This is a genomic window from Mesorhizobium sp. BR1-1-2 (assembly GCF_020165435.1).
Taxonomy (GTDB): domain Bacteria; phylum Pseudomonadota; class Alphaproteobacteria; order Rhizobiales; family Rhizobiaceae; genus Mesorhizobium.
Window position 1 is genome coordinate 23,892 of sequence record NZ_JAIUID010000025.1, and the last position, 25,478, is coordinate 49,369.

23 protein-coding genes and 1 riboswitch are annotated in these 25,478 nt (G+C 63.2%); of the genes, 11 read left to right on the top strand and 12 right to left on the bottom strand.

Annotation, left to right across the window (positions count from 1 at the left end):
• Positions 1–122: 122 nt before the first annotated feature.
• A complete protein-coding gene (locus tag LB551_RS29075) occupies positions 123–1,247 on the top strand; it encodes a DUF2336 domain-containing protein (RefSeq protein ID WP_224661328.1) in 1,125 nt (374 codons plus the stop codon).
• Between the two features lie 15 nt (positions 1,248–1,262).
• On the opposite strand, the gene LB551_RS29080 is transcribed toward LB551_RS29075, so the two are convergent.
• Entirely contained in the window at positions 1,263–3,329 is a 2,067-nt protein-coding gene (locus tag LB551_RS29080; protein WP_224661329.1) for an FUSC family protein, read from the bottom strand.
• A 38-nt stretch (positions 3,330–3,367) separates the two neighbouring features.
• Positions 3,368–5,428, bottom strand: coding sequence for a DNA topoisomerase IV subunit B (gene parE, locus LB551_RS29085; RefSeq protein WP_224625530.1), 2,061 nt, complete (start codon positions 5,426–5,428; stop codon positions 3,368–3,370).
• 235 nt (positions 5,429–5,663) lie between these two features.
• Between parE and cpaB the strand changes: the two genes are divergently transcribed.
• The 10 genes from cpaB to LB551_RS29135 all read left to right on the top strand — a co-directional run bounded on the left by cpaB (position 5,664) and on the right by LB551_RS29135 (position 15,837).
• Positions 5,664–6,590: a Flp pilus assembly protein CpaB gene (gene cpaB, locus LB551_RS29090; protein WP_318012775.1), complete on the top strand. Its 927-nt coding sequence runs from the start codon at positions 5,664–5,666 to the stop codon at positions 6,588–6,590.
• Positions 6,591–6,652: 62 nt separating this feature from the next.
• Positions 6,653–8,092 (top strand): type II and III secretion system protein family protein, encoded by a 1,440-nt coding sequence (locus LB551_RS29095; RefSeq protein WP_411970972.1) that lies wholly within the window; start codon positions 6,653–6,655, stop codon positions 8,090–8,092.
• 4 nt (positions 8,093–8,096) lie between these two features.
• The gene (locus tag LB551_RS29100; protein ID WP_224661331.1) at positions 8,097–8,366 is read left to right on the top strand and encodes a hypothetical protein; all 270 of its coding nucleotides are present in this window, start codon (positions 8,097–8,099) and stop codon (positions 8,364–8,366) included.
• A gap of 24 nt (positions 8,367–8,390) precedes the next feature.
• A complete protein-coding gene (locus tag LB551_RS29105; protein WP_224625531.1) occupies positions 8,391–9,605 on the top strand; it encodes a CpaE family protein in 1,215 nt (404 codons plus the stop codon).
• A complete protein-coding gene (locus LB551_RS29110) occupies positions 9,602–11,023 on the top strand; it encodes a CpaF family protein (RefSeq protein WP_140551524.1) in 1,422 nt (473 codons plus the stop codon). The genes LB551_RS29105 and LB551_RS29110 overlap by 4 nt, the downstream gene beginning before the upstream one ends.
• A 4-nt stretch (positions 11,024–11,027) precedes the next feature.
• A complete protein-coding gene (locus LB551_RS29115; protein WP_224661332.1) occupies positions 11,028–11,993 on the top strand; it encodes a type II secretion system F family protein in 966 nt (321 codons plus the stop codon).
• Position 11,994: 1 nt separating this feature from the next.
• Positions 11,995–12,957: a type II secretion system F family protein gene (locus LB551_RS29120; protein WP_140551526.1), complete on the top strand. Its 963-nt coding sequence runs from the start codon at positions 11,995–11,997 to the stop codon at positions 12,955–12,957.
• Positions 12,958–13,025: 68 nt separating this feature from the next.
• Complete coding sequence (locus LB551_RS29125; protein ID WP_224661333.1) at positions 13,026–13,856, top strand: hypothetical protein; 831 nt, start codon at positions 13,026–13,028, stop codon at positions 13,854–13,856.
• Positions 13,857–14,016: 160 nt separating this feature from the next.
• Complete coding sequence (locus LB551_RS29130) at positions 14,017–14,487, top strand: tetratricopeptide repeat protein (protein WP_224625536.1); 471 nt, start codon at positions 14,017–14,019, stop codon at positions 14,485–14,487.
• A gap of 174 nt (positions 14,488–14,661) precedes the next feature.
• A complete protein-coding gene (locus LB551_RS29135; RefSeq protein WP_140551528.1) occupies positions 14,662–15,837 on the top strand; it encodes a GGDEF domain-containing protein in 1,176 nt (391 codons plus the stop codon).
• A gap of 9 nt (positions 15,838–15,846) precedes the next feature.
• Here LB551_RS29135 and gcvP read toward each other — a convergent pair whose 3' ends face one another.
• From gcvP to LB551_RS29185, 10 genes are all read right to left on the bottom strand, one after another.
• A complete protein-coding gene (gene gcvP / locus LB551_RS29140) occupies positions 15,847–18,651 on the bottom strand; it encodes an aminomethyl-transferring glycine dehydrogenase (RefSeq protein ID WP_224661334.1) in 2,805 nt (934 codons plus the stop codon).
• A 17-nt stretch (positions 18,652–18,668) separates the two neighbouring features.
• Positions 18,669–19,037 carry a glycine cleavage system protein GcvH gene (gene gcvH / locus LB551_RS29145; RefSeq protein WP_224661335.1) on the bottom strand — a complete coding sequence of 123 codons (369 nt, stop codon included), beginning with the start codon at positions 19,035–19,037 and terminating at the stop codon, positions 18,669–18,671.
• Between the two features lie 7 nt (positions 19,038–19,044).
• On the bottom strand, positions 19,045–20,142 hold the full coding sequence (gene gcvT, locus LB551_RS29150; protein WP_224661336.1) for a glycine cleavage system aminomethyltransferase GcvT: 1,098 nt from the start codon (positions 20,140–20,142) through the stop codon (positions 19,045–19,047).
• Positions 20,143–20,290: 148 nt separating this feature from the next.
• A riboswitch (glycine riboswitch) is annotated at positions 20,291–20,377 on the bottom strand.
• 103 nt (positions 20,378–20,480) lie between these two features.
• Complete coding sequence (locus LB551_RS29155) at positions 20,481–21,272, bottom strand: molybdopterin-binding protein (protein WP_224661337.1); 792 nt, start codon at positions 21,270–21,272, stop codon at positions 20,481–20,483.
• Position 21,273: 1 nt separating this feature from the next.
• Positions 21,274–22,152 carry a cytochrome b/b6 domain-containing protein gene (locus LB551_RS29160; protein WP_224661338.1) on the bottom strand — a complete coding sequence of 293 codons (879 nt, stop codon included), beginning with the start codon at positions 22,150–22,152 and terminating at the stop codon, positions 21,274–21,276.
• 115 nt (positions 22,153–22,267) lie between these two features.
• Positions 22,268–22,945 (bottom strand): DUF1345 domain-containing protein, encoded by a 678-nt coding sequence (locus tag LB551_RS29165; RefSeq protein WP_140551533.1) that lies wholly within the window; start codon positions 22,943–22,945, stop codon positions 22,268–22,270.
• Between the two features lie 25 nt (positions 22,946–22,970).
• The gene (locus LB551_RS29170) at positions 22,971–23,438 is read right to left on the bottom strand and encodes a YaiI/YqxD family protein (RefSeq protein WP_140551534.1); all 468 of its coding nucleotides are present in this window, start codon (positions 23,436–23,438) and stop codon (positions 22,971–22,973) included.
• A gap of 64 nt (positions 23,439–23,502) precedes the next feature.
• A complete protein-coding gene (gene gfa / locus LB551_RS29175) occupies positions 23,503–24,072 on the bottom strand; it encodes an S-(hydroxymethyl)glutathione synthase (RefSeq protein WP_224661339.1) in 570 nt (189 codons plus the stop codon).
• A 57-nt stretch (positions 24,073–24,129) separates the two neighbouring features.
• Positions 24,130–24,888, bottom strand: a complete 759-nt coding sequence (locus tag LB551_RS29180; RefSeq protein WP_224661340.1) for a hypothetical protein — start codon at positions 24,886–24,888, stop codon at positions 24,130–24,132.
• The coding region (locus LB551_RS29185) for a zinc-binding dehydrogenase (RefSeq protein WP_224661341.1) at positions 24,888–25,478 on the bottom strand (591 nt) is incomplete at its 5' end. The genes LB551_RS29185 and LB551_RS29180, both read right to left, overlap by 1 nt.

Genomic DNA, 25,478 nt, shown 5'->3' on the forward strand with positions numbered 1-25,478 from the left:
TAGGCGCTGCATCCAGCGCTCGCAAGCCAGTTAACGAACATGGTGAACGCTTCATAAACCAATTCAGCCTAACGTCCGGCACGGGGTCGGAAGCCTTCCGGCAAGGGGCGTAAGCAGGCGGTATGGTTGTTGTTTCGCATTTCCTGAAATGGATTTACACGGCCAGGGTGTCGGAGCGCGCCGCGGCGGCAAGCGCGCTGGCCCGCGCCTATGTCGATGCCGAATTGCCTTTCGAAGACCGCTGCGCCGCCGAAGCGGCGCTGACCTTGCTGCTCGACGATGCATCGTCGAAGGTGCGGCTGGCGATGGCCGAGGCGTTGTCCATGAGTCATCACGCACCGCCACAGATCATCAGCGCGCTTGCCTGCGACCAGCCGGAAGTCGCCGGCGTCGTGCTGACGCGATCGCCACTGCTTACCGACGCAGACCTGATCAATCGCGTGGCTTCAGGTCCGAAGGCGACGCAAAAACTGATCGCCGATCGGCCATTGGTCTCGATGGCGCTGTCGGCGGCTATCGCAGAGGTCGGCGAGGCGGAGGCCTGCGCCGTGCTTTTGGCCAACAGCGGCGCCGATATCGCTTCGTTGAGTTTCCGCCGCATGGCCGAGCGCCACGGCCATCTGCCGCTGGTGCGCGAGGCGCTTATATCGGATTCACGCCTGCCTGCCGACTGCCGGCACATGCTGCTCGTCAAGCTCGGTGAGATGCTCAAGACCTCGCCGCTGGTCATGGCCTTGATGGGAGCCGCCCGGGCCGACCGCGTCATGCGCGACGCCTGCGTTAAGGCCTGCGTGACGCTGATCGAGGGCACGCGCCAGGAAGAACATGCAGCACTGATCGAGCATCTCAGGCTGCGCGGCGATCTCACCGCGAGCTTCCTCATCCGCACCATCGCGCATGGCAAGGTCGATTTTTTCGGCTCGGCGCTGGTCGCGCTCAGCCAGCAGTCCGCCCAAAGAGTGAGGGCGCTGCTGGCCGGCGGACACGACGTGGCCTTGCAGGCGCTGTTCCGCAGTGCCGGCCTGGCTGCCGCCACGCACGCGGTCATCTTGCGCGCGCTGAAAATCTGGCGGGAGGTCGCCAACGGCAAGCGCGTCGCCGGCGTGCAGGAAGTCAGCTGGCTGATGCTGAAGGAATTGGGCGGACAGTCCGCGGAAGGCGATCTCGCCGCGCTGGTCAAGTCGATCCATCTCGATGCGTTGCGTGAAAATGCGCGCGGCCATGCGCTGGCGATCGCCGCCGCATAGGATCGGCGAACGGGCCTAGCTTCGCTGCCTGGCGAAGAACTCGGGAAAATCCTCCATTGCCGCGGCGATAATGCGCAGTGACGCTGCGATCTGCAGCATGTCGCCGGCGCCGTTGCGCTGAGCGATGCCCGCCGCATATTGCCGGGCGACGGCGACGGTCGATGTCTGCGGATCGCCGGGCTGGCGAAAAAGCAGTTCGCGCGCCAACCCCTTGAGGAAATTGGTAATGGAAAGCGCGGTTTCGGACGGGATCGCGGAACCTTGCTGGGCAGCGCGCAGCCGCAGGATCTCCAGACCGACGGTGACGGCGGCGACACTGCCGCCCAGAACCGCTTCACCCTTCCTGCCGCTGGTCTGCACCAGCGGCATCAACTGGTTGATGCGGTCATAGGCGAGGCTCTCGAAGGCTGAACGCCGCGGCACGCGCTCGTGCAGGCAAAGCCGCGCCAGGTCCTCGCGCATGGCCCGCACGATGCGGTGCGCCGCGAGCCATGGGTCGGCGGGCAGCACGACGATGAAGACGCCGATTGCCAAAAGGATGCCGACCAGGATCGAGGCCGAGCCGGCGAAGAACGGGCCGGGGTCGTAGGACATCGCCTGGTGCGGACTGAGGAAAGCAAGAAAATTGATGGCGAAGGCCGTCGCCACGCCGACATAGCGCGGATTTGCCATGGCGAGCGCCGCCGGCACCAGGATCGGTACGACGAACAACATGAACCAGCCGAAACCAGGAAAAACGGGAAGCGCGATCTGGCCAACGAGAAAGGCAAAGGGCAGGGCCAACAGCGTTCCCTCGAAGAAGCCCCAGGCTACCCGCACCGGATCGGGGCGGGCGGCAAACAAGCTCGACACGACGGCAACCAGAATGACCGTGCCGGCGGCTTCCGACCATCTCGTCGTCAGCCAGAAAGCGGCGACCAGCAGCGTTGCAAGTGCCGCGCGGACCGCGTTGCGGCTCGCGCCGTGATAGTCGCGATGCACCACCAGCGCCGGGGGCCTGCGTTCGCGTGAAGGCTGCGTGACGGGCGCACGCAAGGCATCGAGACCGCGCAGCGCCTGCTTCAGCGCTTCGGCGAAATCGGCGGCGATCGTGAGCCGGGTGACGGTGCCGACCCTGTCGCCTTCCTGGTCGGTCAAGGCGTCGGGCATATGCTTCGCTTTGGCGCCGATCGCGTCGAGCCGTGCCAGCCAGGGCGCCGTGTCGTCGAGTGCGCCCGGCGTCGCCGCCATTTCAGTGACGAGGGCTTGCAGCTCCGAGCGCACCGGAATGAGCGCCGCGTTCTTCGGTGCGGCGTGTGAGTGCAGCGCGCGGGCCGCGGACAGGGCTGAAAGCAGTTGTCCAATGGTGCGCCGGACCGGATGGGCGCGCGGCGCGAAGCTCGGGGCCTCCAGCCTGGCATAGGCGCGCATCTCGGCGAGCGTCTGGGTGTCGGCGACCAACTTCCGATGCAGGCCGGAAAGCATTGCCGTGTCCCCGCCGGAAAAGGCGCCGCCGGCATAGGTGGCAAGGTCGAGAATGCAGCGCTTCAGCCGCGAGATGATGGCCTCGCTAGCCAATTTGGGCAGGATCAGCCGACTGGTCAGGCCGGCGCAGACAATGCCGAGCACGATCTCGGCACAGCGCGCCACCGCCAGATCGACGACGAGATGCGGCTGTCCAAACGCCGGCAGGCCGATGATCATGGCGGTGTAGCCGGCCAGCGCCGCTCCGTAGGCTTCCGGGTTGCGCAGCAGCGACGAGACGAAGGTGCAAATGCCGATCCAGAGGGCAAGCACCGTCACCAGCACCCAGGGATTCGTGCCGAAGACAGTGGTGATGGCAATTGCCGCGACGCCGCCCGCCAGCGTGCCGAGCAACCGATAAAAGCCTTTCGCCAGCACCATGCCGGCGACCGGCTGGGCAACGATGAACACCGTCATCATCGCCCATTGCGGGTGATCGAGCTTGAGGGCGTAGGCGGCCATAAGCGCGATCAGGCCGGCCGAGACCGTACGCAAGGCGAAGATCCAGTCCGACCGGGTCGGCTGAGTCAGCCCGGCAAGACCCGCTTCGAAATAGCCTTTCAGCCGTTGCCAGCTCACACGCGCGTCTCCGCAAGCCTTGATCGACCGGCCTGCGCTCAGATATCCAGCACTTCCGTTTCCGCGAATTCGGCACGTTCCTGGATGAATCGGAAACGAGCCTCCGGCTTGGTGCCCATCAGCGCATCGACCGCGTCCTTGGTGGCGGCCTCGGCATCGATCACATCGACGCGGAGCAGCGTGCGCTTCCTCGGGTCCATGGTGGTCTCCTTGAGCTGCGCGGCCATCATTTCGCCCAGGCCCTTGAAGCGACCGATCTCCACCTTGCCGCGCCCGGTGAACTCGGTGCGCAGCAATTCGTCCTTGTGCGCGTCGTCACGCGCATAGGCGACCTTGCCGCCCTGCCGGATCGAATAGAGCGGCGGCACCGCCAGATAGAGATGTCCGCCGCGAACCAGGTTCGGCATCTCCTGGTAGAAGAAGGTGATCAGCAGTGAGGCGATGTGAGCGCCGTCGACGTCGGCGTCGGTCATGATGATGACGCGGTCGTAGCGCAAATCCTCGTCGCGGTATTTCGACCGCGTGCCGCAACCAAGCGCCTGGATCAGGTCGGAAATCTGCTGGTTGGCGGCCAGCTTGTCATTGCCGGCGCTGGCGACGTTGAGAATCTTGCCGCGCAGCGGCAGCACCGCCTGGCTGGCGCGGTCACGAGCCTGCTTGGCCGAGCCGCCGGCCGAATCGCCTTCGACGATGAAGAGTTCGGCGCCGGCGGCCGCATTCTGGGTGCAATCGGCAAGCTTGCCCGGCAGACGCAGCTTGCGCACCGCGCTCTTGCGCGACACTTCCTTTTCCTGGCGGCGTCGTACCCGCTCGTCGGCGCGCGCGATCACCCAATCGAGCAGCTTCGAGGCTTCCTGCGGATTGTCGGCCAGCCAATGGTCGAACGGGTCGCGGATCGCCGTCTCGACGATGCGGATCGCCTCGATCGTCGCCAGCCTGTCCTTGGTCTGGCCGACGAACTCGGGCTCGCGGATGAACACCGACAGCATGCCCGCCGCCGAGATCATGACGTCTTCCGAAGTGACGATCGAGGCACGCTTGTTGCCGACGAGGTCGGCATAGGCGCGCAGGCCGCGCGTCAAGACGTTGCGGAAGCCGGCCTCGTGGGTGCCGCCTTCGCCGGTCGGGATGGTGTTGCAGTAGGAGTTGATGAAGCCGTCGCCACCGAACCAGGTTACTGCCCATTCCAGCGAGCCATGGCCTCCTTGCCTGTCGCTCTTGCCGGCGAAGATTTCGCGCGTCACCTGGAATTCGTCGCCGAGCGACGCTTTCAGATAATCCTTGAGGCCGCCGGGAAAATGGAATTCGGCCTTGGCCGGTGTGGTGTCCTTTTCCTTGATCAGCGAGGGATCGCAGGTCCAGCGGATTTCGACGCCGCCGAAGAGATAGGCCTTCGAGCGCGTCATGCGGTAGAGCCGCGCCGGCTCGAACGCCGCGCCCTTGCCGAAGATCTGCTCGTCGGGGTGGAAGCGGGTCCTGGTGCCGCGCCGGTTGTGAACTTCGCCAAGATGCTCGAGGCCGCTGACCGGAATGCCGCGCGAGAAGCGCTGGCGGTAGAGCTGGCGACCCCGCGCGACTTCGACTTCAAGATGGTCCGACAGCGCGTTGACCACGGAGACGCCAACGCCGTGCAGGCCGCCCGAGGTTTCATAGACCTTGCTATCGAACTTGCCGCCCGAATGCAGCGTCGTCATGATCACTTCGAGCGCCGGCTTCTTGAACTTCGGATGCGGATCGACGGGAATGCCGCGGCCATTGTCGGTGACGGTGAGAAAGCCGTCGGCCGAAAGCTCGACATCGATGAAGGTGGCATGGCCGGCTACCGCCTCGTCCATCGAGTTGTCGATGACCTCGGCGAACAGATGGTGCATGGCCTTGTCGTCGGTGCCGCCAATATACATGCCCGGACGGCGCCGCACCGGCTCCAGGCCTTCGAGCACCTCGATATCGGCGGCGCTGTAACCCTCTGAGCCGTCACGAGACGCGGCCGCCGGACGCTTGGTTGCCGCCTGCACCAGCGGATCGGCCGGACGCGCCGGTGTGCGAACCGGTTGCGGCTGCTTCTCCAGATTGCCGAAAAGATCGTTGTTGTCGTCCATGCCTGCCATAGAGCCCAAGCTGCGAATCACTCGCCGATACTGCCACGCTTTTCAGCGCCAAGCGACGGAGGTTCCTGTTACGTTCGGGGATTAACTCCCTCTTATCCTAAAACCATTCGATAACCAAGCCGGCGGAAATCGGGCGGATAGCCAGCGAGAAGATTCCTGATTCTTTAACAATGCCGCTTAGCGTGAGCCAACATAACAAGAAACTGCGGGCATCAGGGGTTTGGGCGTGAGGGGCAAGGCCATAACGATGATCGGCATCGCCGCCGTTTTCGGCGCGATCTCGATCTTTGCCGCGGATTTCTGGGTCAAGCGCCAGGCCAGGGCCGATGCTGAGGAGAAAACCGCATCGATCGCGGCGCCCGCAGCGCCCACGGTCGAATTCAAGACCATCGTGGTGGCGAATGCGCCATTGCGGTACGGCATGGATCTCGACCGCGCGAAACTCAACGAAATCCCGTGGCCGCAGGATTCGCTGCCCCAGGGCGCCTTCGCCACCATCGATGGACTGCTCGAGGACGGCAGCCGCGTGGTGCTGTCGCCGATCGAAGTCAACGAACCGGTGCTGCTTACCAAGCTGTCCGGCCCGAATGGCCGCGCCACGCTTTCCAACATGCTGACGCCCGGCATGCGGGCCGTCACCATCCGCACCGACGAGATCGCGGGCGTCGGCGGCTTCGTCACGCCGGGCGACCGGGTCGATGTCGTGCTGACGCGCGATGCCGGCGAAATCCAGGAAGTGGCCAAGAATGCGCAAGGCGCCGCCGGTTCGACGATTACCTCAGAGATCGTCGTTGCCGACGCGAAGGTGCTGAGCGTCGGGCAGGGCGCCGACGAGCGCCAAACGACCCCGCAGGTGGCCAATTCCATAACCATCGAGGTGACCACCGAAGGCGCGCAGAAAGTGGCGCTGGCCCGCACTGTCGGCACGCTGTCGCTGTCGCTTCGCTCCGCCAGCGAAGGCGGCGACGGCAAGAACGGTGTCACCACCATCTCCTCCTTTGGCGGATCGGTGGCGGGCAAGGCGCAAGCCGCGGCCGGCTCGCTGTTCGACGCCATGGCAAAGGAGCCGGAGCAGCCGAAATTCAAGACGGTCATCGTGACACGTGGAACGACGGCCGAGGAATATCAGGTTCCTGCGCGGGACCAGAAATAAGAATATCAGGTTCCTGAGTGGGACCAGAGCAGGACCGGTGGGGACCGGACGGGACGGGAACAATGTTCAGGCAACTTCAATATCGAATGGCAGGCCGGTTGCACGTCGCGCGGGCCGTGGCGTTGGCGATGACGGTGGCGGGGGCCGGCATCTTCGCCGGCCCGGCCAGGGCGGACAATGACATCGTCTATGTCTCGGCGACCAAGAACGCCTCGATCAAGGTCGCCAAGGGCAAGCCCAAGACGATCATGACCAGTGCTGCCTTCTACCAGATCGTCATCGGCGATCCGGAGATCGCCAACGTCAACCCGTTGACCGACAAATCCTTCTATGTGCTGGGCAACAATCTCGGCACCACCGGCATCGCCCTGTTCGACGAGAACAAGCAACTCGTCGGCACCGTAGACATCGAAGTGACGCTCGATACCGACCAGTTGGCCGACACCATCCGCGCCAGCGTGCCGGACGCCAAAATCAAGGTCGGCTCCGCCAATGGCCGTGTCGTGCTGTCGGGCGAGGCGGATGACGCGGTCGCCGCCGAAAAGGCAAACAAGATCGCCACCCGCTTCTCCGGCAATGAGGAGGTGATCAATTCGGTCAACATCTCGTCCTCGCAGCAGGTCCAGCTCAATGTCCGCTTCGTCGAGATCAACCGTCAGGCCGGGCAGGACCTCGGCGCCAAATACAGCGCCAATTTCGCTTATGGCATGGGCGGACGCGACGTTACGATTGCTCCCGGCACCATTGAGCCGGCGGGGACCGGCGAGATCATCGGCAAGCTGCTGTCGAACGGCGTTTCCATCGACATCGCCATCAAGGCACTGGAAGAGCGCGGCCTGGCTCGTCGGCTGGCCGAGCCGAACCTGATCGCCCGGTCCGGCGAGACGGCGAGCTTCCTGGCCGGCGGCGAGTTTCCGATCCCGGTTTCCGAAGACAACGGCAAGATTTCCGTCAGCTATAAGAAGTACGGCGTCAGCCTGGATTTCACGCCCACGGTTCTGAAGGACGGGCTGGTCAGCCTCGACATCGCGCCGGAAGTCTCCTCGATCGACGCATCGGCTTCCTACAATATCGGCAGCATCTCGGTGCCCGGCTTCATCGTGCGCCGCGCCAGGACGTCGGTCGATCTGAAGAATGGCCAGAGCTTCATGATCGCGGGGCTGCTGCAGTCGCAGAACGACATCACCACCTCGCGCATACCGGGCCTCGGCAAGATGCCTGTGCTCGGGGCCCTGTTCTCGTCGAAATCATACCAGCGGCGCGAGACGGACCTGGTGATCATCGTCACGCCTTACCTGGTCAAGCCGGTGGATCCATCGAAGAAAATGGCCGAGCCGACCGATGGCACGCAGCCTGCCAGCAATGTCGACTATTTCCTCAACAATACCGAGGAGGTGAAGGCGTCGGACACCAATCGCGCGCTGGCGCTGGCTGATGGCGGCGCCGTGCGTGCCGCTCCCGCCACCAAGGTCGGGCATTTTCTCGACCTGCCGAAGGACTGAAGCCATGCGTCTGGTCTTGAGCTCGAGCGTCGCCTTGCTGCTTGCCGGCTTCACCGCCGGCTGCACGAGTGACGACTATATGCGCAGCGAAGGCGTGACGAGTGGCGCCGGTGAGGCCCAGGCCGCCAATACCGTGATGCAGATGGTCGATCCCTGGAAATACGGCGTCCAGAACACCAGGCTCCTCGTGCCCGCCGAGCGCGGCAGCACGGAAGCCGTCACCGCCGAGCAGGCGGCCAGCGCCAAGGCCTCGCAAGCCAGCGCCGACAATTGATCCGAGATCACAGGCTGACAAGAAATGGCAAACGGCATTAAGACCAGGAAAATCCTGCTCGTATCGACGGACAGGACCTTCGCGCAGGACACGCGGACGGCGTTTGCCGCCTCGGAGATCATCCAGCTCTCGACGGTGGAAAAGAACATCACCGAACTGCGCGGGGAGGTCCAGGAGGCCGATCTCGGCGCGATCATCGTCGATATGGATGCGGCGAAGCTTGAGGAGATCGATGCGCTGCAACGCGTTATGCGTCGGCTGGAAGGCAAGGCGCCGGTCGTGGTCGTCACCCAGGAGTTCAACGCCGCCGCCGCGCGCATCCTCGTGCAGCTCAAGGTCGCGGATTTCCTGGTCAAGCCGATCACCACGGCCGATCTCGTACGTTCGGTGGTGCGTGCGCTGCAAGGGCCGGGGCGCGAGGAAAACACCGAGTCGCAAATCTACACCTTCATGCCCGCGGCAGGCGGCGTCGGCACCACCACGCTGGCTTTGCAGACCGCGTTCCAACTGCATCATTCGGTGACGCGGGGCGCCTCGACCTGCGTGGTCGACCTCAATTTCCAGCAGGGCGCCTGCGCCGAATATCTCGACCTGGAGCCGCGTTTCGACATCACCGAAATCGAGAACCAGCCGGAGCGTCTCGACAGGCAACTGCTCGACGTGATGCTGTCGAAGCATGCCAGCGGGCTGTGCGTGCTGGCCGCACCGACGCAGCCGGCCGAGATGCGCTCGTTCAAGACCGATGTCGTGGTGCGGATGCTGGACCTCGTCTCGGCCTATTTCGACAATGTCGTCATCGACATGCCGCGCACCTGGTTTCCGTGGACGGAGACGGTGCTGCTCGGCTCCAACAAGCTCTACATCGTCGCCGAAATGACGGTGCCGTGCCTGCGCCACACGCAACGGCTGATCCAGGCGGTCTACGAGACCGCCGGCAAGGAAGTGAAGCCGAACGTCATCGTCAACCGTTTCGAGCAGAAGATGTTCGACAGCGGCATCAAGCAGGCGGATGTCCAGGAAATCCTCGGCGAGCACTTCGTCGGCGGCATCGCCAACAATTACCGGCTGGTGCGCGAGGCCGTCGATCGCGGCGTGCCGCTGCACGAGATCGATGCCAATGCCAACGTCGTCAACGACCTGAAGAAGATCATCCTTCCGGAGGAAGTGGCGGCGGCGCCGGGCAAATCGAAGTCGCTGTTCGGCTTCGGCAAGAGCCTTTTGAAGAGGAAGGCCGGATGAGCAGCCGCTTTTCCACCTTGCAGAACCGTGATGCGCGTCCGCCGCGCTCCGCCGAGCCGACGGCGGTCGCGCATCACGCGGTCGTCATCCCGACGAGCCGGAAGATAGTGCCGGCGAAAGCAGAAGCCGTGCCGGGCAAGAGCGCCAACAAGGTGCTCGATGCGCGCGTGCGCATCCACCGGTTGCTGCTCGAGGAGATCAATCTTGTCGCGCTGGAGCGGCTGCCCAGGGACGAGATGCGCCGGCAGGTGCATGATTTCGTGTCGGAAAAGACGCGCGAAGAGCGGATGGCGATCAACACCGTCGAACTCGATGCCCTGGTCGACGACATCGTCGACGAGATGGTCGGGCTCGGCCCGCTCGAGCCGCTGCTCAAGGACCCCGACATCAACGACATACTGATCAACGGCCATCAGAACTGCTTCGTCGAAAAGAAGGGCAAGCTGCAGCAGGTCCACATCCCGTTCAAGGATGAGGCGCATCTGCTTAGAATCATAAACAAAATCGTTGCCGCTGTCGGCCGCCGCGTCGACGAATCGCAGCCGATGGTCGACGCCCGCATGCTGGACGGCTCGCGTTTCAACGCCGCCATCCGTCCGGTAGCGGTCGACGGGCCGCTGGTATCGATCCGCAAATTCTCCAAGAACAAGCTCGGCCTGCACCGGCTGGTCGAATTCGGCGCCATCACCCAGAACATGGCCGAAGTGCTTGCTGCGGCAGTACATGCCCGCAAGACGACGATCATTTCGGGCGGCACCGGCACCGGCAAGACGACCATGCTCAACGCGCTGTCGGCCTTCATTCCCGAAGACGAGCGGCTGATCACCATCGAGGACGCGGCGGAACTTCAGTTGCAGCAGCCGCATGTCGCGCGCATGGAAACCCGGCCGGCCAACATCGAAGGCCATGGCGAGCTCAAGCAGCGCGATCTCGTCAAGAACGCGCTGCGCATGCGGCCCGATCGCGTCATCCTCGGCGAGTGCCGCGGCGAAGAGGCCTTCGATATGCTTCAGGCCATGAACACCGGCCATGAAGGGTCGATGGCAACCATTCACGCCAACACGCCGCGCGACGCCATTTCGCGGCTCGAGCAGATGCTGGGCATGACCGGCATGCCGATGACGGTGCAGTCGATCCGCAGCCAGATCGCCAGCGCCATCGACATCATCGTCCAGTTGACCCGGCTCTCCGACGGCAAGCGCAAGGTGACGAGCGTCGCCGAGGTGACGGGCATGGAAGGCGACGTCATCCAGATGCAGGAGATCTTCCGCTTCGTGCGTACCGGCATGGACGCCGATGGCACAATCCTCGGCCATTTCGAGGCGACCGGGATCCGGCCGCGCTTCCTGGAGGACCTGCGCGCCATGGGCATCGAGTTTCCCGGGCGCTATTTCGAACCCGGCCGGCCGCAGGAGTAACCCGGTGTTGGATGGGTTCAGCGCGATCTATGTCGTCTATGCCGGGGCTGCGTTGACCGGCATCATGATCGCCGAGGCCGTTTACCTGCTCTATGCCGGCCGCAGCGACAGGCGCACCGCCATCAACCGGCGCATGAAGCTGCAGGAAAACAGGATCAGTCAGGAACAGGTGCTGATCCAATTGCGCAAGGAGCGTGGTCTCGATGCGGGCACGTCGGTGTTCTCGCCTGACCGTTTTCGCGCGCTCCGCGCCCAGTCGGGCATGATCATGCCGCTGTCGAAGTTCCTGATGATCACTTCGGGGATGGCGCTGGCGGCGGCCCTTGTCGCCATCTGGTATGGCTTGCCGCTGCTGATGGGCGCCATTCTGTTTGTCGTGCTGGTGCCGGTGCTGCCCGTGATGGCGATGCGCTCCATGCGCAAGCGCAGGCTGAAACGGTTCGGCATGCAGTTGCCGGAAGCCCTGGAACTGATCACGCGCGGCCTCAAGGCCGGCCATCCGGTGCCGGTGGCCATCGCCATGGTGTCGCGCGAAATGCCCGACCCGATCGGCACCGAGTTCGGCGTGATTGCCGATGAGGTGACCTTTGGTTCGGATCTGGTTTCGGCGCTGAATTCGCTGTTCGACAGGGTCGGCCATGAGGATCTGCCGCTGTTCGTCACCGCCGTGTCAATCCAGACGAGTTCTGGCGGCAATCTGCGCGAAATCCTCGACGGGCTGTCGACGACGATCCGCGAGCGCGGCAAGCTGCGCCGCAAGGTACGCGCCATTTCAACCGAAGGCCGCCTGTCGGCCTATATCCTGACGGCCGTGCCGGCGCTGCTGTTCACGACCATCATGGCATTCATGCCTGGATATTACAGCGACGTCTGGGGCGTGCCGAAGACGTGGTACATGGTTGGCGGCTCGGTAACCTGGCTGATGCTGGGCAATCTGATCATGTTCAAAATGTCGAACTTCAAATTCTGACATGCAGAAGGTCGTCGAATTCCTCGCCTCGCTCGCGCCAACCTCGCTGATGCCGGTGGCTGTCCTGCTGCTGGCCGTGGGCGCTGCCGCTTTTGCCTGGCCGATGGTGGTGGCCAAGGGCGATCGCAACGAAGTCAGGCGCAGGCTCAAGGTCGACGACGGTCCAGTGGCCGCCAGGCCGGAACCGGCCCAGAAGAAGAATACCGGTGTCGTTCGCGAGAAGGCGGTGAAGAAGGCGCAGGAATTCTACGCCAAAAGCGATCCCGAAAATGTCGCCCGCCTGCGCTTGAAACTCATCCAGGCGGGCTACATGGAGCCGCGCGCCGTCGGCATGTTCTTCCTCATCCGTTTCACGGCGATGGTGGGCATCGCGCTCGCCGTCTTCGTGCTCAACCGCTGGATGGCCAGCCCCGACGCCACGATGGCCAGCCGCTGGGCCTTCGTCGTGCTGTCGGGCGTGGCCGGCTATTTCCTGCCTGGGCTGGTGCTGACCCAGAAGATACGGGAAAAGATGCGCGAATACCGCAACGGCTTCCCCGATTTCATGGACCTGATGATCGTCTGTTCGGATGCCGGCATGAGCATGGAAGCGGGCGTCGAGCGCGTTTCGAAGGAACTCGCCAGGACCTATCCGTCGCTCAGCCAGAACTTGCAGCTCGTGTCGCTGGAGCTGCGGGCCGGGCGCAGCCTCGACGATGCGCTGAAGGCGCTCGCCGACCGCCTGAGCCTGGACGAGGTGCGTTCCTTCGCTACGCTGCTGCAACAGTCCAAGGAGCTTGGCACCAGCCTGTCGGGGGCGCTGCGCGTCTTTTCCGACGAGATGCGCCACAAGCGCATGTCGCTGGCCGAGGAAAAGGCGCATGCCTTGCCGGCCAAGATGTCGGTGCCGGTCGTGGTTTGCATCCTGCCGGTGGTGCTGATGATCGCGGTCATTCCGATCATAGTCAAAATGACCGGCCATTAGTATTTGCTGATATTCAGTGAAGCCGGCCTGAGTCGATCTGCAAAGTCCGCGAAATGAATGAGAACCCCATGCGAATGCTGTCGCGCGTCCTCGTCCTCGGTCTTGCCGCGGCCAGTCTGTCGCCCGCCTGGGCTGCGGCCGACGATTGCGGCGATGCCGCTGCCCTGGTGCAGCAGGCCTACCCCAGGGCCCGCAAGAACGCTGACGGCGCCTCGTTCACGCTCGAACCCCACACCAGCATCGCCCTGACGTCTGCATATGGCGACCCGCCGGGGCTGGTCTGCAAGATCTGGCCGGCCCATGACGACCTGCTGTTGGTCGCCGTGCCGCTGATGGACAGTTCCCAGCCCAGCGACTACGCGCATGCCGGCGATATCGAGCTTCTGGTCATCGACCGGAAGAGCCGGCAGGTGCGCCAGCGTCTGCTGCAGCCCGGGCTGATGAATGATGATGCCATCGCCATCCGCAAGGTCGAACTCGATACCGGCCGGTATGCGCTGGCGCCCGATGTCTCCGCCTTCGGCCTGCGCATCGAAATGGCAAACAATTCGCTGCCTAACCCCTTCAGTGAAACCGACCTGAGGCTCTATGCCGTCGACGGCGATGCCCTGCGGATGGTGCTCGATGGCCTGGCCGTGGCGGGCAATGGCGGCGAGGGCGATACCAATTGCGCCGGATCCTTCCACACCAGTCAGGTGAGCCTGGCGATGAGCCCGGCCAAACATCATGGCTACCACGACATCACGGTGCTCGAACGGATGGATACCGACAATCCGTTGCCCGACAGCAATGGCGAGTGCCAGTCCCATCCCGGCAAGTCCGTGAGCCAAACCTACCGGCTGCGCTATGACGGCAGCCGGTATACGGTGCCGGCGGAGCTCAAGGCTCTGGAACCGTGAGAACGCCGCTGGCCGTGATTGAGGCGTTGCGGCCTGGTGGTTAACAGCTGGTGTACCCGAGGCCTAATTTTGGCGGCGTTTCGGCACCCAAGTTTAATTGCTCTCGTATAGTGTGTTTCCTGAAGAACGACCCGGCAAAATCGGGCGATGGGGCAGGGACATGCATCACAGTAATTTCACGGCAATGGCCGCGATGGCGGCCATCTTGATGATGTCTGGTTGCACGACGAGTGGCGTCGACACCACCAAAACCACCGCCATTCAACCGGCCGCGAAGGACGTCAGCACATCCGATCTGGCGGAAGGCAAGGCCCAGTTTCGCGACGCGAATTACGGTCTTGCCGAACAGCATTTCCGTAAGGCCGTCGAGTTAAAAGCCGACAATGCGGAAGCCTGGATGGGGCTCGCCGCTTCCTATGACGAACTCGGCCGCTTCGACTTCGCCGATCGTGCCTACGACCAGTTGCTCAAGGTCGCCGGGCGCAAGCCGCAGATCGTCAACAATATGGGCTATTCGCAATTGCTGCGCGGTAACAGGAAAAAGGCAAGGGCGCTGCTGCTCGAAGCCAAGGCCGGCATGGCCGACCCCACGGTCGTCGATGCCAATCTTGCCCTCCTGAACAAGGGCTGACGGCTGTCCGGCGGCCATGATCCTCGCGAGGACGATTTTGGAACACCCGGCGTCGACGCTTTATAAACCCTATCCGCAGTCTCGGCCGAAAGGTCGGCTTAAAAACATGTCCGATGGCTGCCGCTGACCTAGAATGCAGCGGTAAGGCCGACGCTCAGGGAACCCCCGCCCAATATGCTGGATTTCAGTTCGCTCCTGCTCGCAGCCGCGCTGTCGGGCATCTGCCTCAGCATCACCATGTTCGCGATCTGGTTCGCCGCGCCCCGGGCCAGCTTCGTGCTGACGGTGGGGTGCGGCATTCTCGTGCTCGTTGTGCATGTCATCCTGTTCTGGCGATACACGAAGGAGCCTGATCCGCTGCTTTGCCAGATCGCGCTGGCGCTGCTCAGCCTCGGTTTCCTGGTCATCTGCCTGTCGGCCATGCAGTATCTCGGCGTGCCGGATTACCGGCGTGCCATTTTGCCGACATTAGCCGCCATGACGGTCTGCGCGGCGGTGACTTCCCTCGGTCTCGACGGGGTAGGCTTCATCGTTACCTATGCGACGGTGACTGTGCTGCTCTCGGCGATCGGAACCATGTTCTGGCTCAACGGCAGTCACGATCGCAAAATCCTGCTGGTGGTTTCGTTCCTGGGCGGCACCTGTGCGGTGTCGTTTGCGCTTTGCGCGGTCGTCCTGATAGCCAAGGGGCAATGGACGCTCGGGGCAGCCCCCGATAATTGGGCCGAACGCCTGAACTCGGTCGTGGCCGTGGCCTGCATGACCGGCCTCGGCGCATTGACGCTTTCCCTGCATCATTTGCAGGCGCAGATCGAGCTGAAGGCCGAGACGATGACCGATCCGTTGACCGGGCTGATGAACCGCCGGGGATTGATGTCGCTCCATGGCGAACGGACCTTCGGTCCTTTCATGGCGGTCGTCATGTTCGACCTCGATCATTTCAAGAGAACGAACGACATCTATGGTCACCCGGTTGGGGATCAGGTTCTGTGCCGGTTCGCCGCCGTCATCAGAAAATACGCCAGAACGGGCGTCGACGCCTTTCGTCTCGGCGGCGAGGAATTCGCGATCGTCATGTCCCGGGTGACCGAAGAGAGGGCTTACGAGCTCGCAAGCAAGATCGGCGTCGCCTTCGGCACCGAGATCGTCGCCACCCCTCACGGCCCATTGCGCAGCACCGTCAGCGGAGGCATCGGCTTTGGCGGCGCCAACGGCAACAGCCTCGGCGAGGTGCTGGCCGAGGCGGACGCAGCGCTCTATGCGGCCAAGCGCGCGGGCCGCAATTGCGTCGTCAGCCACAAAAGGATGGGCAAGGCCGAGCCGATCAAGCCGGCCTTGCGCTCAGCATAGTTTGCGAGACTATTCGGCGGCCCCCAAATAGTCCGACAGCGGTGGGCAGGAACAGACCAGGTTGCGGTCGCCGGCGACATTGTCGATGCGCGATACCGGTGGCCAGTATTTCGCCGCCATGTCTCCGGCGGGGTAGGCCGCTTCCAGGCGCGAATAGGGATGGCTCCACTGGCCGGCCAGCGCCTCCGCGGCGGTGTGCGGCGCATTGACCAGCGGATTGTCAGCCAGGGGCCACTCGCCCCTCGCAACCTTGGCCGCTTCGCCCGCGATGGCGATCATCGCCTCGCAGAAACGGTCGAGCTCGCGCTTGGGCTCGGATTCGGTCGGCTCCACCATCAGCGTGCCGGCGACCGGGAACGACATGGTCGGCGCATGGAAACCATAGTCGATCAGGCGTTTGGCGATGTCCTCGACACTGATGCCGGCGCTCTCCTTGAGCACGCGGGTGTCGAGGATGCACTCATGGGCAACGCGGTCGCTCCTGCCCTTGTAAAGGAGCGGGAAGTGTGGGGCGAGCCGTGTCGCGACGTAGTTGGCCGAGACGATCGCCGTCTCGGTCGCCTGCTTCAGGCCCGAAGCGCCCATCATGCGGATGTACATCCAGGTGATGGGCAGGATGGAGGCGCTGCCGAAAGGGGCGGCGGCCACGGCATGCGCGGAGCCTTCGGTGACATGGCCCGGCAGATAGGGCTTCAGATGCGCCCTGACGCCGATCGGGCCGACACCCGGGCCGCCGCCGCCATGGGGGATGCAGAAGGTCTTGTGCAGGTTCATGTGGCAGACGTCGGCGCCGATGTCGCCCGGGCGGGCAAGGCCGACCAGGGCGTTCAGGTTGGCGCCGTCGAAATAGACCTGCCCGCCATGCTGATGGATGAGGGCGCAGAGATGTCGCGCGCCCTCTTCATAGACGCCATGGGTCGAGGGATAGGTGAACATCAGCGCCGCGAGGTTCCTGGAGTGCTCGTTGGCCTTGGCCCTCATGTCGTCCATGTCGATATTGCCGTCCTCCAGGCAGCGAACGACGACCACGCTCATGCCGGCCATCGCCGCGCTCGCCGGATTGGTGCCGTGCGCTGAGGACGGGATCAGGCAGACCGTGCGATGGCCCTCGCCGCGCGAGCGGTGATAGGCGCGGATGGCCAGCAATCCAGCATATTCACCCTGGCTGCCGGCATTCGGCTGGAGGCTTACCGCATCGAAGCCGGTAATCTCCGAAAGCCAGCCTTCGAGGTCATCGATCATGGCGCGGTAGCCTGCCGAGTGCGCGGCCGGTGCGAATGGATGCATGTTGGCGATTTCAGGCCAACTCACCGGCATCATCTCGGCCGCGGCATTGAGCTTCATCGTGCAGGATCCCAGCGGGATCATGGCGCGGTCGAGCGCCAGGTCCTTGTCGGCCAGCCGGCGCAGGAAGCGCATCATCTCGGTTTCCGACTTGTTCTCGTGGAAGACGGGCTGGGTGAGAAACTCCTTGCCGCGCGGCTTGCCTGCCATGGTGGCGGTGGCCTCCGCGCTCGGCTTGGCCCCAAACAGGGCGGCAATGGCCTCCAGGTCGGCTTCGTCAGAGGTCTCGTCGAAGGCGACGCCGACACGGTCGGCATCGATGACGCGCAGAAGCCGGCCGCCCTTTTCGGCGGCGGCGGCGATCTGTGCGGCCTTGCCCTTCGTCTCCACCGTCACCGTGTCGAAGCGGCTCGTGCCGATGACCGGCAAGCCGGCCGCCTTGAGACCGGCCGCCAGGCGGTTGGCCAGCGCGTGGATGCGCCCGGCGATCGCCTGCAGGCCGGCGGGGCCGTGCCAGATGGCGTAGGCTGTCGCCATATTGGCAAGCAGCGCCTGGGCGGTGCAGATGTTGGACGTCGCCTTGTCGCGGCGGATGTGCTGCTCGCGCGTCTGTAGGGCAAGCCTGTAGCCGGGACGGCCCTTGCTGTCGGTCGACTGGCCGACCAGGCGGCCGGGCATCAATCGGGTCAATTTGTCGGCAACGGCGCAGTAGGCGGCGTGCGGGCCGCCAAAGCCCATCGGCACGCCAAAGCGCTGCATCGGACCGACGGCAATGTCGGCGCCGAGTTTCGCAGGCGCGTCGGTCAGCGCCAGGCCGAGCGGGTCGGCGATGAAGACGACCAGCGCGCCGGCCGCGCGCGCCTTGTCGATGGCCGCCTTGTGATCACCATAGACGCCGAAAGTGTCCGGCCAGGAGACGAGCAGGGCAGCGGTGTTGTCGTCGATCGTCTCGCCGTCGATCTCGATGCCGAGCGGCTCGGCGCGGGTGCGCGCCACATCCAGCGTCTGCGGATGCGGCGTGCCGGCGAGAGCCACCTTGCTGCGCTTGTCGCGGTGATGGCGCAATGCGATGCCGATCGCTTCGGCGACCGCTGTCGCCTCGTCGAGCAACGAAGCCGACGCCACAGGCAGGCCGGTCAATTCCGCGACCAAGGTCTGGAAATTGAACAGCATTTCCAGGCGGCCCTGGCTGATCTCCGCCTGGTAGGGCGTATAGGCCGTGTACCAGGCCGGGTTCTCGAACAGATTGCGCTGGATGACCGGCGGCACGTGGACGCCGTGATATCCGGCGCCGATGAAGCTCTTCAGCACCGTATTCCGGGCCATGGTCGCCGACAATTCGGCCAGCGCTTCGGCTTCGCTGGCCGGCGCGGGCAGGGACAGCGGCTGGTCGAGGCGGATCGATCTCGGCACGGCCTGGCTGATCAGCGTCTCGACCGAGGGCACGCCGATGACGGCCAGCATGGCTCTCACATCGGCAATGCCGGGTCCGATATGGCGGGCCGAGAAGGGGTAGGGTGCTGCGGTCATGTCAATGCGTCCTGATTTCAGCCGATATGGGCTTTGTAGGCGGCCTCATCCATGAGGCTGGCGAGCTGGCTTTCGTCGGCAAGCTTCATTTTCCACAGCCATCCGGCGCCGGTCGCCGCCGAATTGACCAGCGACGGATCGGACGACAGCGTTGCGTTGGCCTCGGTGATCTCGCCGTCGGCCGGCGCGTAGACGTCGGAGGCCGCCTTGACGGATTCGACCACGACGGCGGTGTCGCCCTTGGCGAGCTTCTTGCCTGTTTCGGGCAGTTCGACGAAAACGAGGTCGCCCAGCTGCTCCTGCGCGTAGTCGGTGATGCCGACGGTGGCGATGCCGCCTTCGACACTGAGCCACTCGTGATCGGCGGTGAAATAGGTCTTTGCCATCTGAAAATTATCCTTTGCGATAGCGGTGCGGGACGAAGGGCAGGGAAGAGACGTCGACAGGTATCTTCGTTCCGCGCACGTCGGCGAAAACCCGAGTTCCGGGTTTTGCCAGCGGTGTCGGGACGTAACCCATGGCGACGGGATGGCCGGCAGACGGACCGAAGCCGCCCGAGGTGACGTGGCCGGCGGGATTGCCGTCGGCATCGAAGAGCGTGGCGCCGGCGCGCACCGGCTGGCGGGAATCCGGCCTCAGGCCGACGCGCTTCTGGGCGGAGCCGCGCTCGACGGCGGCGCGCAGCGCACCGGCACCGATGAAAGTGCCGTTGGCGCGGATGTCCTTCGGGATGGCCCACATCAGCGCCGCGCTTGCGGGATCGGTTTGCGCGGTGATGTCCTGGCCGTGCAGGCACAGGCCGGCTTCCAGCCGCAGGCTGTCACGGGCGGCAAGGCCGATCCATAGCACGCGCTCGTCTTCGAGCAGTTTCGCGACGAGACCGCGCGCGTCTGCCTCCGGCAGGCCGATCTCGAAGCCGTCCTCGCCGGTATAGCCGGACCGGCTCATGAACCAGTTCTCTCGCGGTTCGATGCCATGCATGAACAGCAGCGACCCGGTCTCGATACCGGCGCGCGAAAGCGCCGCCCAGGCCTCGGGACCCTGGATGGCGAGGAAGACCCGATCGAGCGGTTCGACCTTGGCATCGAAGTCGGTCGCAAGATCGCGCAAATGCTTCTCGTCGGCGACCGCGTTGCCGGCATTGGCGACGACCATGAAGTCGGTATCGCCCAGCCGGGTGACGATCAGATCGTCCAGGATGCCCGCGGCCTCGTTCAGGAAAAACGTCAGCTTCGACTGTGAAATTTCGAGCGCGCCCGCATCGAGCGGACAGGCACGGTTGAGCAGGGGAATCGCGCCCGGCCCGCTGACCCTGAACAGTTTCATGTGCGAAATGTCGAACAGGCCCGCATGTTCGCGGGTGTGAAGATGCTCCTTCATGACGCCGGCCGGGTAGGTCAGCGGCATCGACCAGCCGGCAAAGGCGCCAAAGCGCGCACCGGCAGCTGCGTTGACGTCTTCGAGAGGAAGGTGTTTGGTGTCGCCCGTCATGTGTTCTCCAGAGTCGCACGCAATCGGCCGCGAATGGCGACCAGTCCGTGCCCCTCTGTCTGAAGCCTGAGAGACTCGCGCCCCGTAACTCTGTCGGCAGCGCTTACACCTTCGGCGCGGGGGCAGGCCCCGACTTTCCAGAGTGTCTTTCCCGTCTACGGTTCTTTTGCCTGAGAGATTTCGGGCGATTTCCCCTTCGGCGGCAGCTCTCGCTGCTCTCTCCCGCAAACAGGTAGGGCTCGCAAAAGCCCTCGACTCGTCATCCATAGCCCGTCAACGACGGATTGTCACCTGCATGCGACGTGCAAAATAAAATGGCGGCATCGTGCCGATTGCGATCAGATCCCGCCATACCAGTCGTAGCCATTGTCTTCCCAATAACCGCCACGTCCGCCTCCTACGGCGGCGAAGCCGTCGACCAGCTCGATCTTGTAGAGATATTTCGGCATCTTGTAGCCGAGCTGGCGCTCGACCCGGACACGCAGCGGCGCGCCGTTCTCGACCGGCAGCGGCTTGCCGTTGACGCCGTAGGCCAGGATCGTCTGGGGGTGGCGGGCGTCGATGAGGTCGATGCTGCCGTAATATTTGATGTCGCCCGACAGGCTGCGGTCGATCGTGTCCAGGCAATGGAACATGACGTAGCGCGCCTCGGGTTTCACCACCGCCTGGTCGAGGACCAGCGACAGCGGCGTGCCGGTCCATTTGGCGATGCAGCTCCAGCCTTCGACACAATCATGGCGGGTGACCTGCGTTCGGCTCGGCATGTTCATGAGCTGCTCGCGGGTCAGCGACAGCGGCTTTTCGACCAGGCCCGAGACCTCCAGCCGCCAGTCGGCGAAGTTGTTGGCGAGCAGGGTCTTGTAGGTATCGTCGTCGGGTGACGTCACCCCGTTGGGGCGCATCGGCTGACGGATATCGGCTTCAGTGAACTCCGGCGCCAGCGAATCGCGGCCCGCGAGCAGGCGTTGCGCGCGGTGTGTGAGATCGTTGGCATTTTCGAGGAAGCTGCGCAGCCCGCCGCCCACGCCGAGCTGGCTGTCGAAGGCGTCGCAGCCTGAAAGCGCGATACCGGAAAGGCCAAGGCTGGCCGCGGTCAGGAATTTCCTGCGGTTGATCTCGAATTTTGCCATGTCAGGCGCTCCTTTCGGAGGATTTTGCGTCATGTGGCGGATCGGTCCGATACCATCCGGTGACGATCGAGCGCAGTTCGTTGATCGGGCCGGCGGCCACGATCATCAGAATATGGATGATGAAGAAACCGACGAGCAGCACCATGACGGTGAAATGGATGGTGCGCGCAGTCTGCCGGCCGCCGAGCAGGTCGTTGAGGAACGGCAGCACCGCGTTCATGCTGGGCGACATTGCGAGCCCGGTGAGGATCATCAGCGGCAGCAGCACGAACAGCACGCCGCCATAGGCCATTTTCTGCAGCGTGTTGTATTCGCGCGTGTGGTGGAACTTCAACCTAGCGTGATTGGCGATATCCTGCGGCAGGCGCCTGAGATCGTCCAGGCGTGGGGCGAGATCGCGTCTGATGTGGCCGTTGACCAGGCTGGCGACCAGCCACACAAGCAGCGTCGTCGTCAGCACCCAGGCGAAGAAGAAATGCACCACGCGGGCCGTGCCCAGATCGTAATAGGAGGGGATGGTCGCCCAGGATGGGAAGGCGCGGGGCGTCTCTTGTCCCGCCGGCCCGGACCAGCCGAGCACGCCGGTGGTGTCGAAGCGGTGACCGAGGATTTCTGTATAGCCGCGCGGCCCGGCATTCATGTTCTCCGCGCCGATGGCGAAGACGGTGTTGTTGTAGTCGAAGCCGGACTGCTTGCCGAGATAGAGCTGCGGACGGGCGTTGAAGATCTGGAGGCCGGAAAGCAGCATGAAGAACAGCGAGATGGCCCACAGCCAGTGCGTCAGCCGCGTCCAGGCCGATTGCCGGTAGATCAATGTCGTGGCCTTCGGAGCGTCACTGTCCGCGCTGGCGGCGGGTTGGTTCATGGCAATCGATTCCATCTGGTCTCGCTTCCTGGCCGCCCATCCGGCGCGGCCGCTATTCGCATCATTCTCCTCCTGATACGTCGCCAGCCAAGCCGATGTTTCATCGATCACGAAAATATCAGATCGGCGCTCAAGGCCCGCCCAGGCTCACGGCGAGATTGACGGCGGCGGCGACGATGACCGTGTTGAAGAAGAACGACAGGATCGAATGAACAAGGACGACCCGGCGCATGTGGGTCGTCGAGATGTTGGTGTCGGCGGTCTGCGCCGTCATGCCGATGACCGTCGAGAAGTACAGAAAGTCCCAGCCTTCCGGCCGCTTGTCGCCGGGGAACAGCAGCCCGCCGACCGGGATTTTCTTCTTGGTTCCGGCATCGACCAGGTCGCCGTCCATCCAGTACACATGCGCATAGTGCAACGCCGCCATGGCGTGGATTGTGAACCAGCCGAGGGGTATCGACAGCAGCGCGAAGGTGAGTTCGATGGGATGGCCCTTGTCCTTCTGGTTGATCAGCAGGAACAATGAGACAAGGGCAACGCCAACGACGACCAGCGTTACGGCGAAGATGACCAGCACGGGCTGATCGGCGGCCCGCGCATTCTTGCTGAGATAAGTGCCGGTGAATTTGGGCATCTGGGCGACAACCAGCGTGACATAGGCGGCAAAAAAGGCGTTGGCGCCGATCGAATAGGCGAGCGGCGCATGAAGCAGCAGCGCCATCAGAAGCGCAAAGACGCCGACACAAGCCGACACCGCGAACAGCATGTGCCGGTGCATGGGTTTCCTTGACGGGATTTCGGCGGCCATGATGGTTCCGAATGGCGCTGGGCTTCTACTGCGGTGTGGCGGATTTCAGCGCCCGCCGCAAGATACGGTCGAGTTCACCGAGAAACCGCGAGCGGTCTTGCGGTGCGAAGCTCGCATTGTAGCCCTTGCTTTCGCCGGTCTCGCGCAAATGCTGCTTCAGGTCGCGCATCGCCACCGCCATGCCGATCGTTTCCGGCGTGAAGGGACGTCCGGTCGGCCCCAATACATGGGCGCCGAGCGCCACCGTGCGTGCGGCCAGTGGAATGTCCGCGGTCACTACGATGTCGTTGGGTTTTGCGTTTTCGACGATCCAGTCGTCGGCGGCGTCGGCGCCCTTGGAGACGACGACATTGCGGATCATCGGGTCGCGGGAAGGGCGCAGGCCACCATTGGAAACGTAGGTGACGACGACGCCGTGGCGCTCGGCAACCCTTTCCACTTCGGCTTTGACCGGGCAAGCGTCTGCGTCGACGAGGATGGCGGGTGCGGGCATTGTCTCTCCAAATGAGCATGGGGCCGGTAACCCGTCCGGCCCCATGCCTCAAATCTCATGATCGTCAGGCCGGAAGCGCTCCCGACCTCTTCGCCGTCCACGTGGCGATATAGTCCATCAGGCCGGGGTTGAGGCAGTCGTAAGGTTCGAGCCCGATCGACTTCAGCTGGCCGCGAATGCCGTCCATGCGGCTTGGGTCGACGCCGGATTCGATGATCGACGAGACAAAGGCGGTAAAGCCCGGCGGCGACCAGCCATCCTCCTCGAAGCGCTCGGGATGGATGAAGGACAGGCCCTTGAACGGATGGTCGCGCTCGACGGGTCCATGCATGTGGACGCCGCAGCCGGTGCAGGCATGGCGCTGGATCAACGCGCTCGGGTCCACCACCTTCAGCTTGTCGCCGTTCTCGGTTACGGTGACGTCGCCGGTGCCGGCTACCGCCACCACCGAGAAGATCGCCCCTTCGGGCTTCCAGCACTTGGTGCAGCCGCAAGCGTGGTTATGGGCGATCTGACCCTTTACCTTCACCTTGACCGGATTGCTGGTACAGGCGCAGACCAGCGTGCCGCCGGTAAAGCTCGCGCTCTCCTTGGGCAACCCATTGTCGATTTTCGGATGCAGTTTTTCAGGCATTGTCATTCCTCCCATGTTGTCATCTGCTAGCTTCTATAACATTTTTTTTGGAAGCGCTCAGTAACTGTACGTTTGACAAAAATTACTGTCGTCCCAGTTCGCTTTGCTAAGAGAAAATTCGTATTTTTCGCTATCTAACCAATCATTCGGATATCTTATTTTTAGATATCCACCGATCCCATGGTTGTAGTCATTCTCGTCGAAATAAGAGGAAAATCCGTTGATCTCCGCATCGACGGAGAATTCTGTATCAAAAAACTGGCTGCTTAATAAAACGCAATTACCGCACCAAGAATTTATCAGATTTTCGAAATTCGCTAGTTCGAAATTTGTTACGCGGTCGTGTTTATATTTGTTGTAGTCTTGATACCATCTCAGCGATCCTCCGCTCGCCCATGCCTCGAACGGCTTGATAATGTTTTTAGTGCCGGTCCATTCTGGAAGCATAATTTCGTACTTAGACAAATGATGGGATGCCTCTACTTTATTGTAGTCGGCCATAGTCATCGATTTTTCAGGTTTTGGATATGAATTTTCTTTTAGAATTGCTTTCAGATTGCTTTCGACTTCGAAGCAGGCGCTCGTTAAAAGTTTGCCAATAATTTCGGAATGGGTTTTTAAATTGTTATCCGAGGGTTCAATATATTCAAATATATCTCGGATTTCCCGCTGAAGAATCTCGAATCCTCGAACATACGCTCTCGGTTTCCGCGCATAGTTCTCCATCCGAACGAACGACATTGCTCCGTTATTCGGCTTGTATCCTCCATTCAAAAAGGGCCGAATTGTTCGTTTGTAAGGTGCCGTAAGTGCCATCAATACACCGCGACACTCCTGATCGACTTGCCCTCATGCATGAGGTCGAAACCCTTGTTGATGTCCTCGAGCTTGAGCGTGTGGGTGATCATCGGGTCGATCTCGATCTTGCCGTCCATGTACCAGTCGACGATCCTGGGCACGTCGGTGCGGCCGCGCGCGCCGCCGAAGGCGGTGCCCATCCAGGTCCGGCCGGTGACCAGCTGGAACGGCCGGGTCGCAATCTCCTGGCCGGCGCCGGCGACGCCGATGACCACCGACTTGCCCCAGCCGCGATGCGAAGCCTCCAGCGCCTGGCGCATCACCTTGGTGTTGCCGGTGCAGTCGAACGTGTAGTCGGCGCCGCCGATCTGGTCGGCGCCGCGCTTGGTCATGTTGACCAGGTAAGGCACGATGTCGCCGTCGATCTCCTTCGGATTGACGAAATGCGTCATGCCGAATTTTTCGCCCCAGGCTCGCCTGTCATTGTTGAGATCGACGCCGATGATCATGTCGGCGCCGGCAAGCCTCAGGCCCTGGATGACATTCAGCCCGATGCCGCCGAGGCCGAAGACCACCGCGGTCGCGCCTTGCTCGACCTTTGCCGTGTT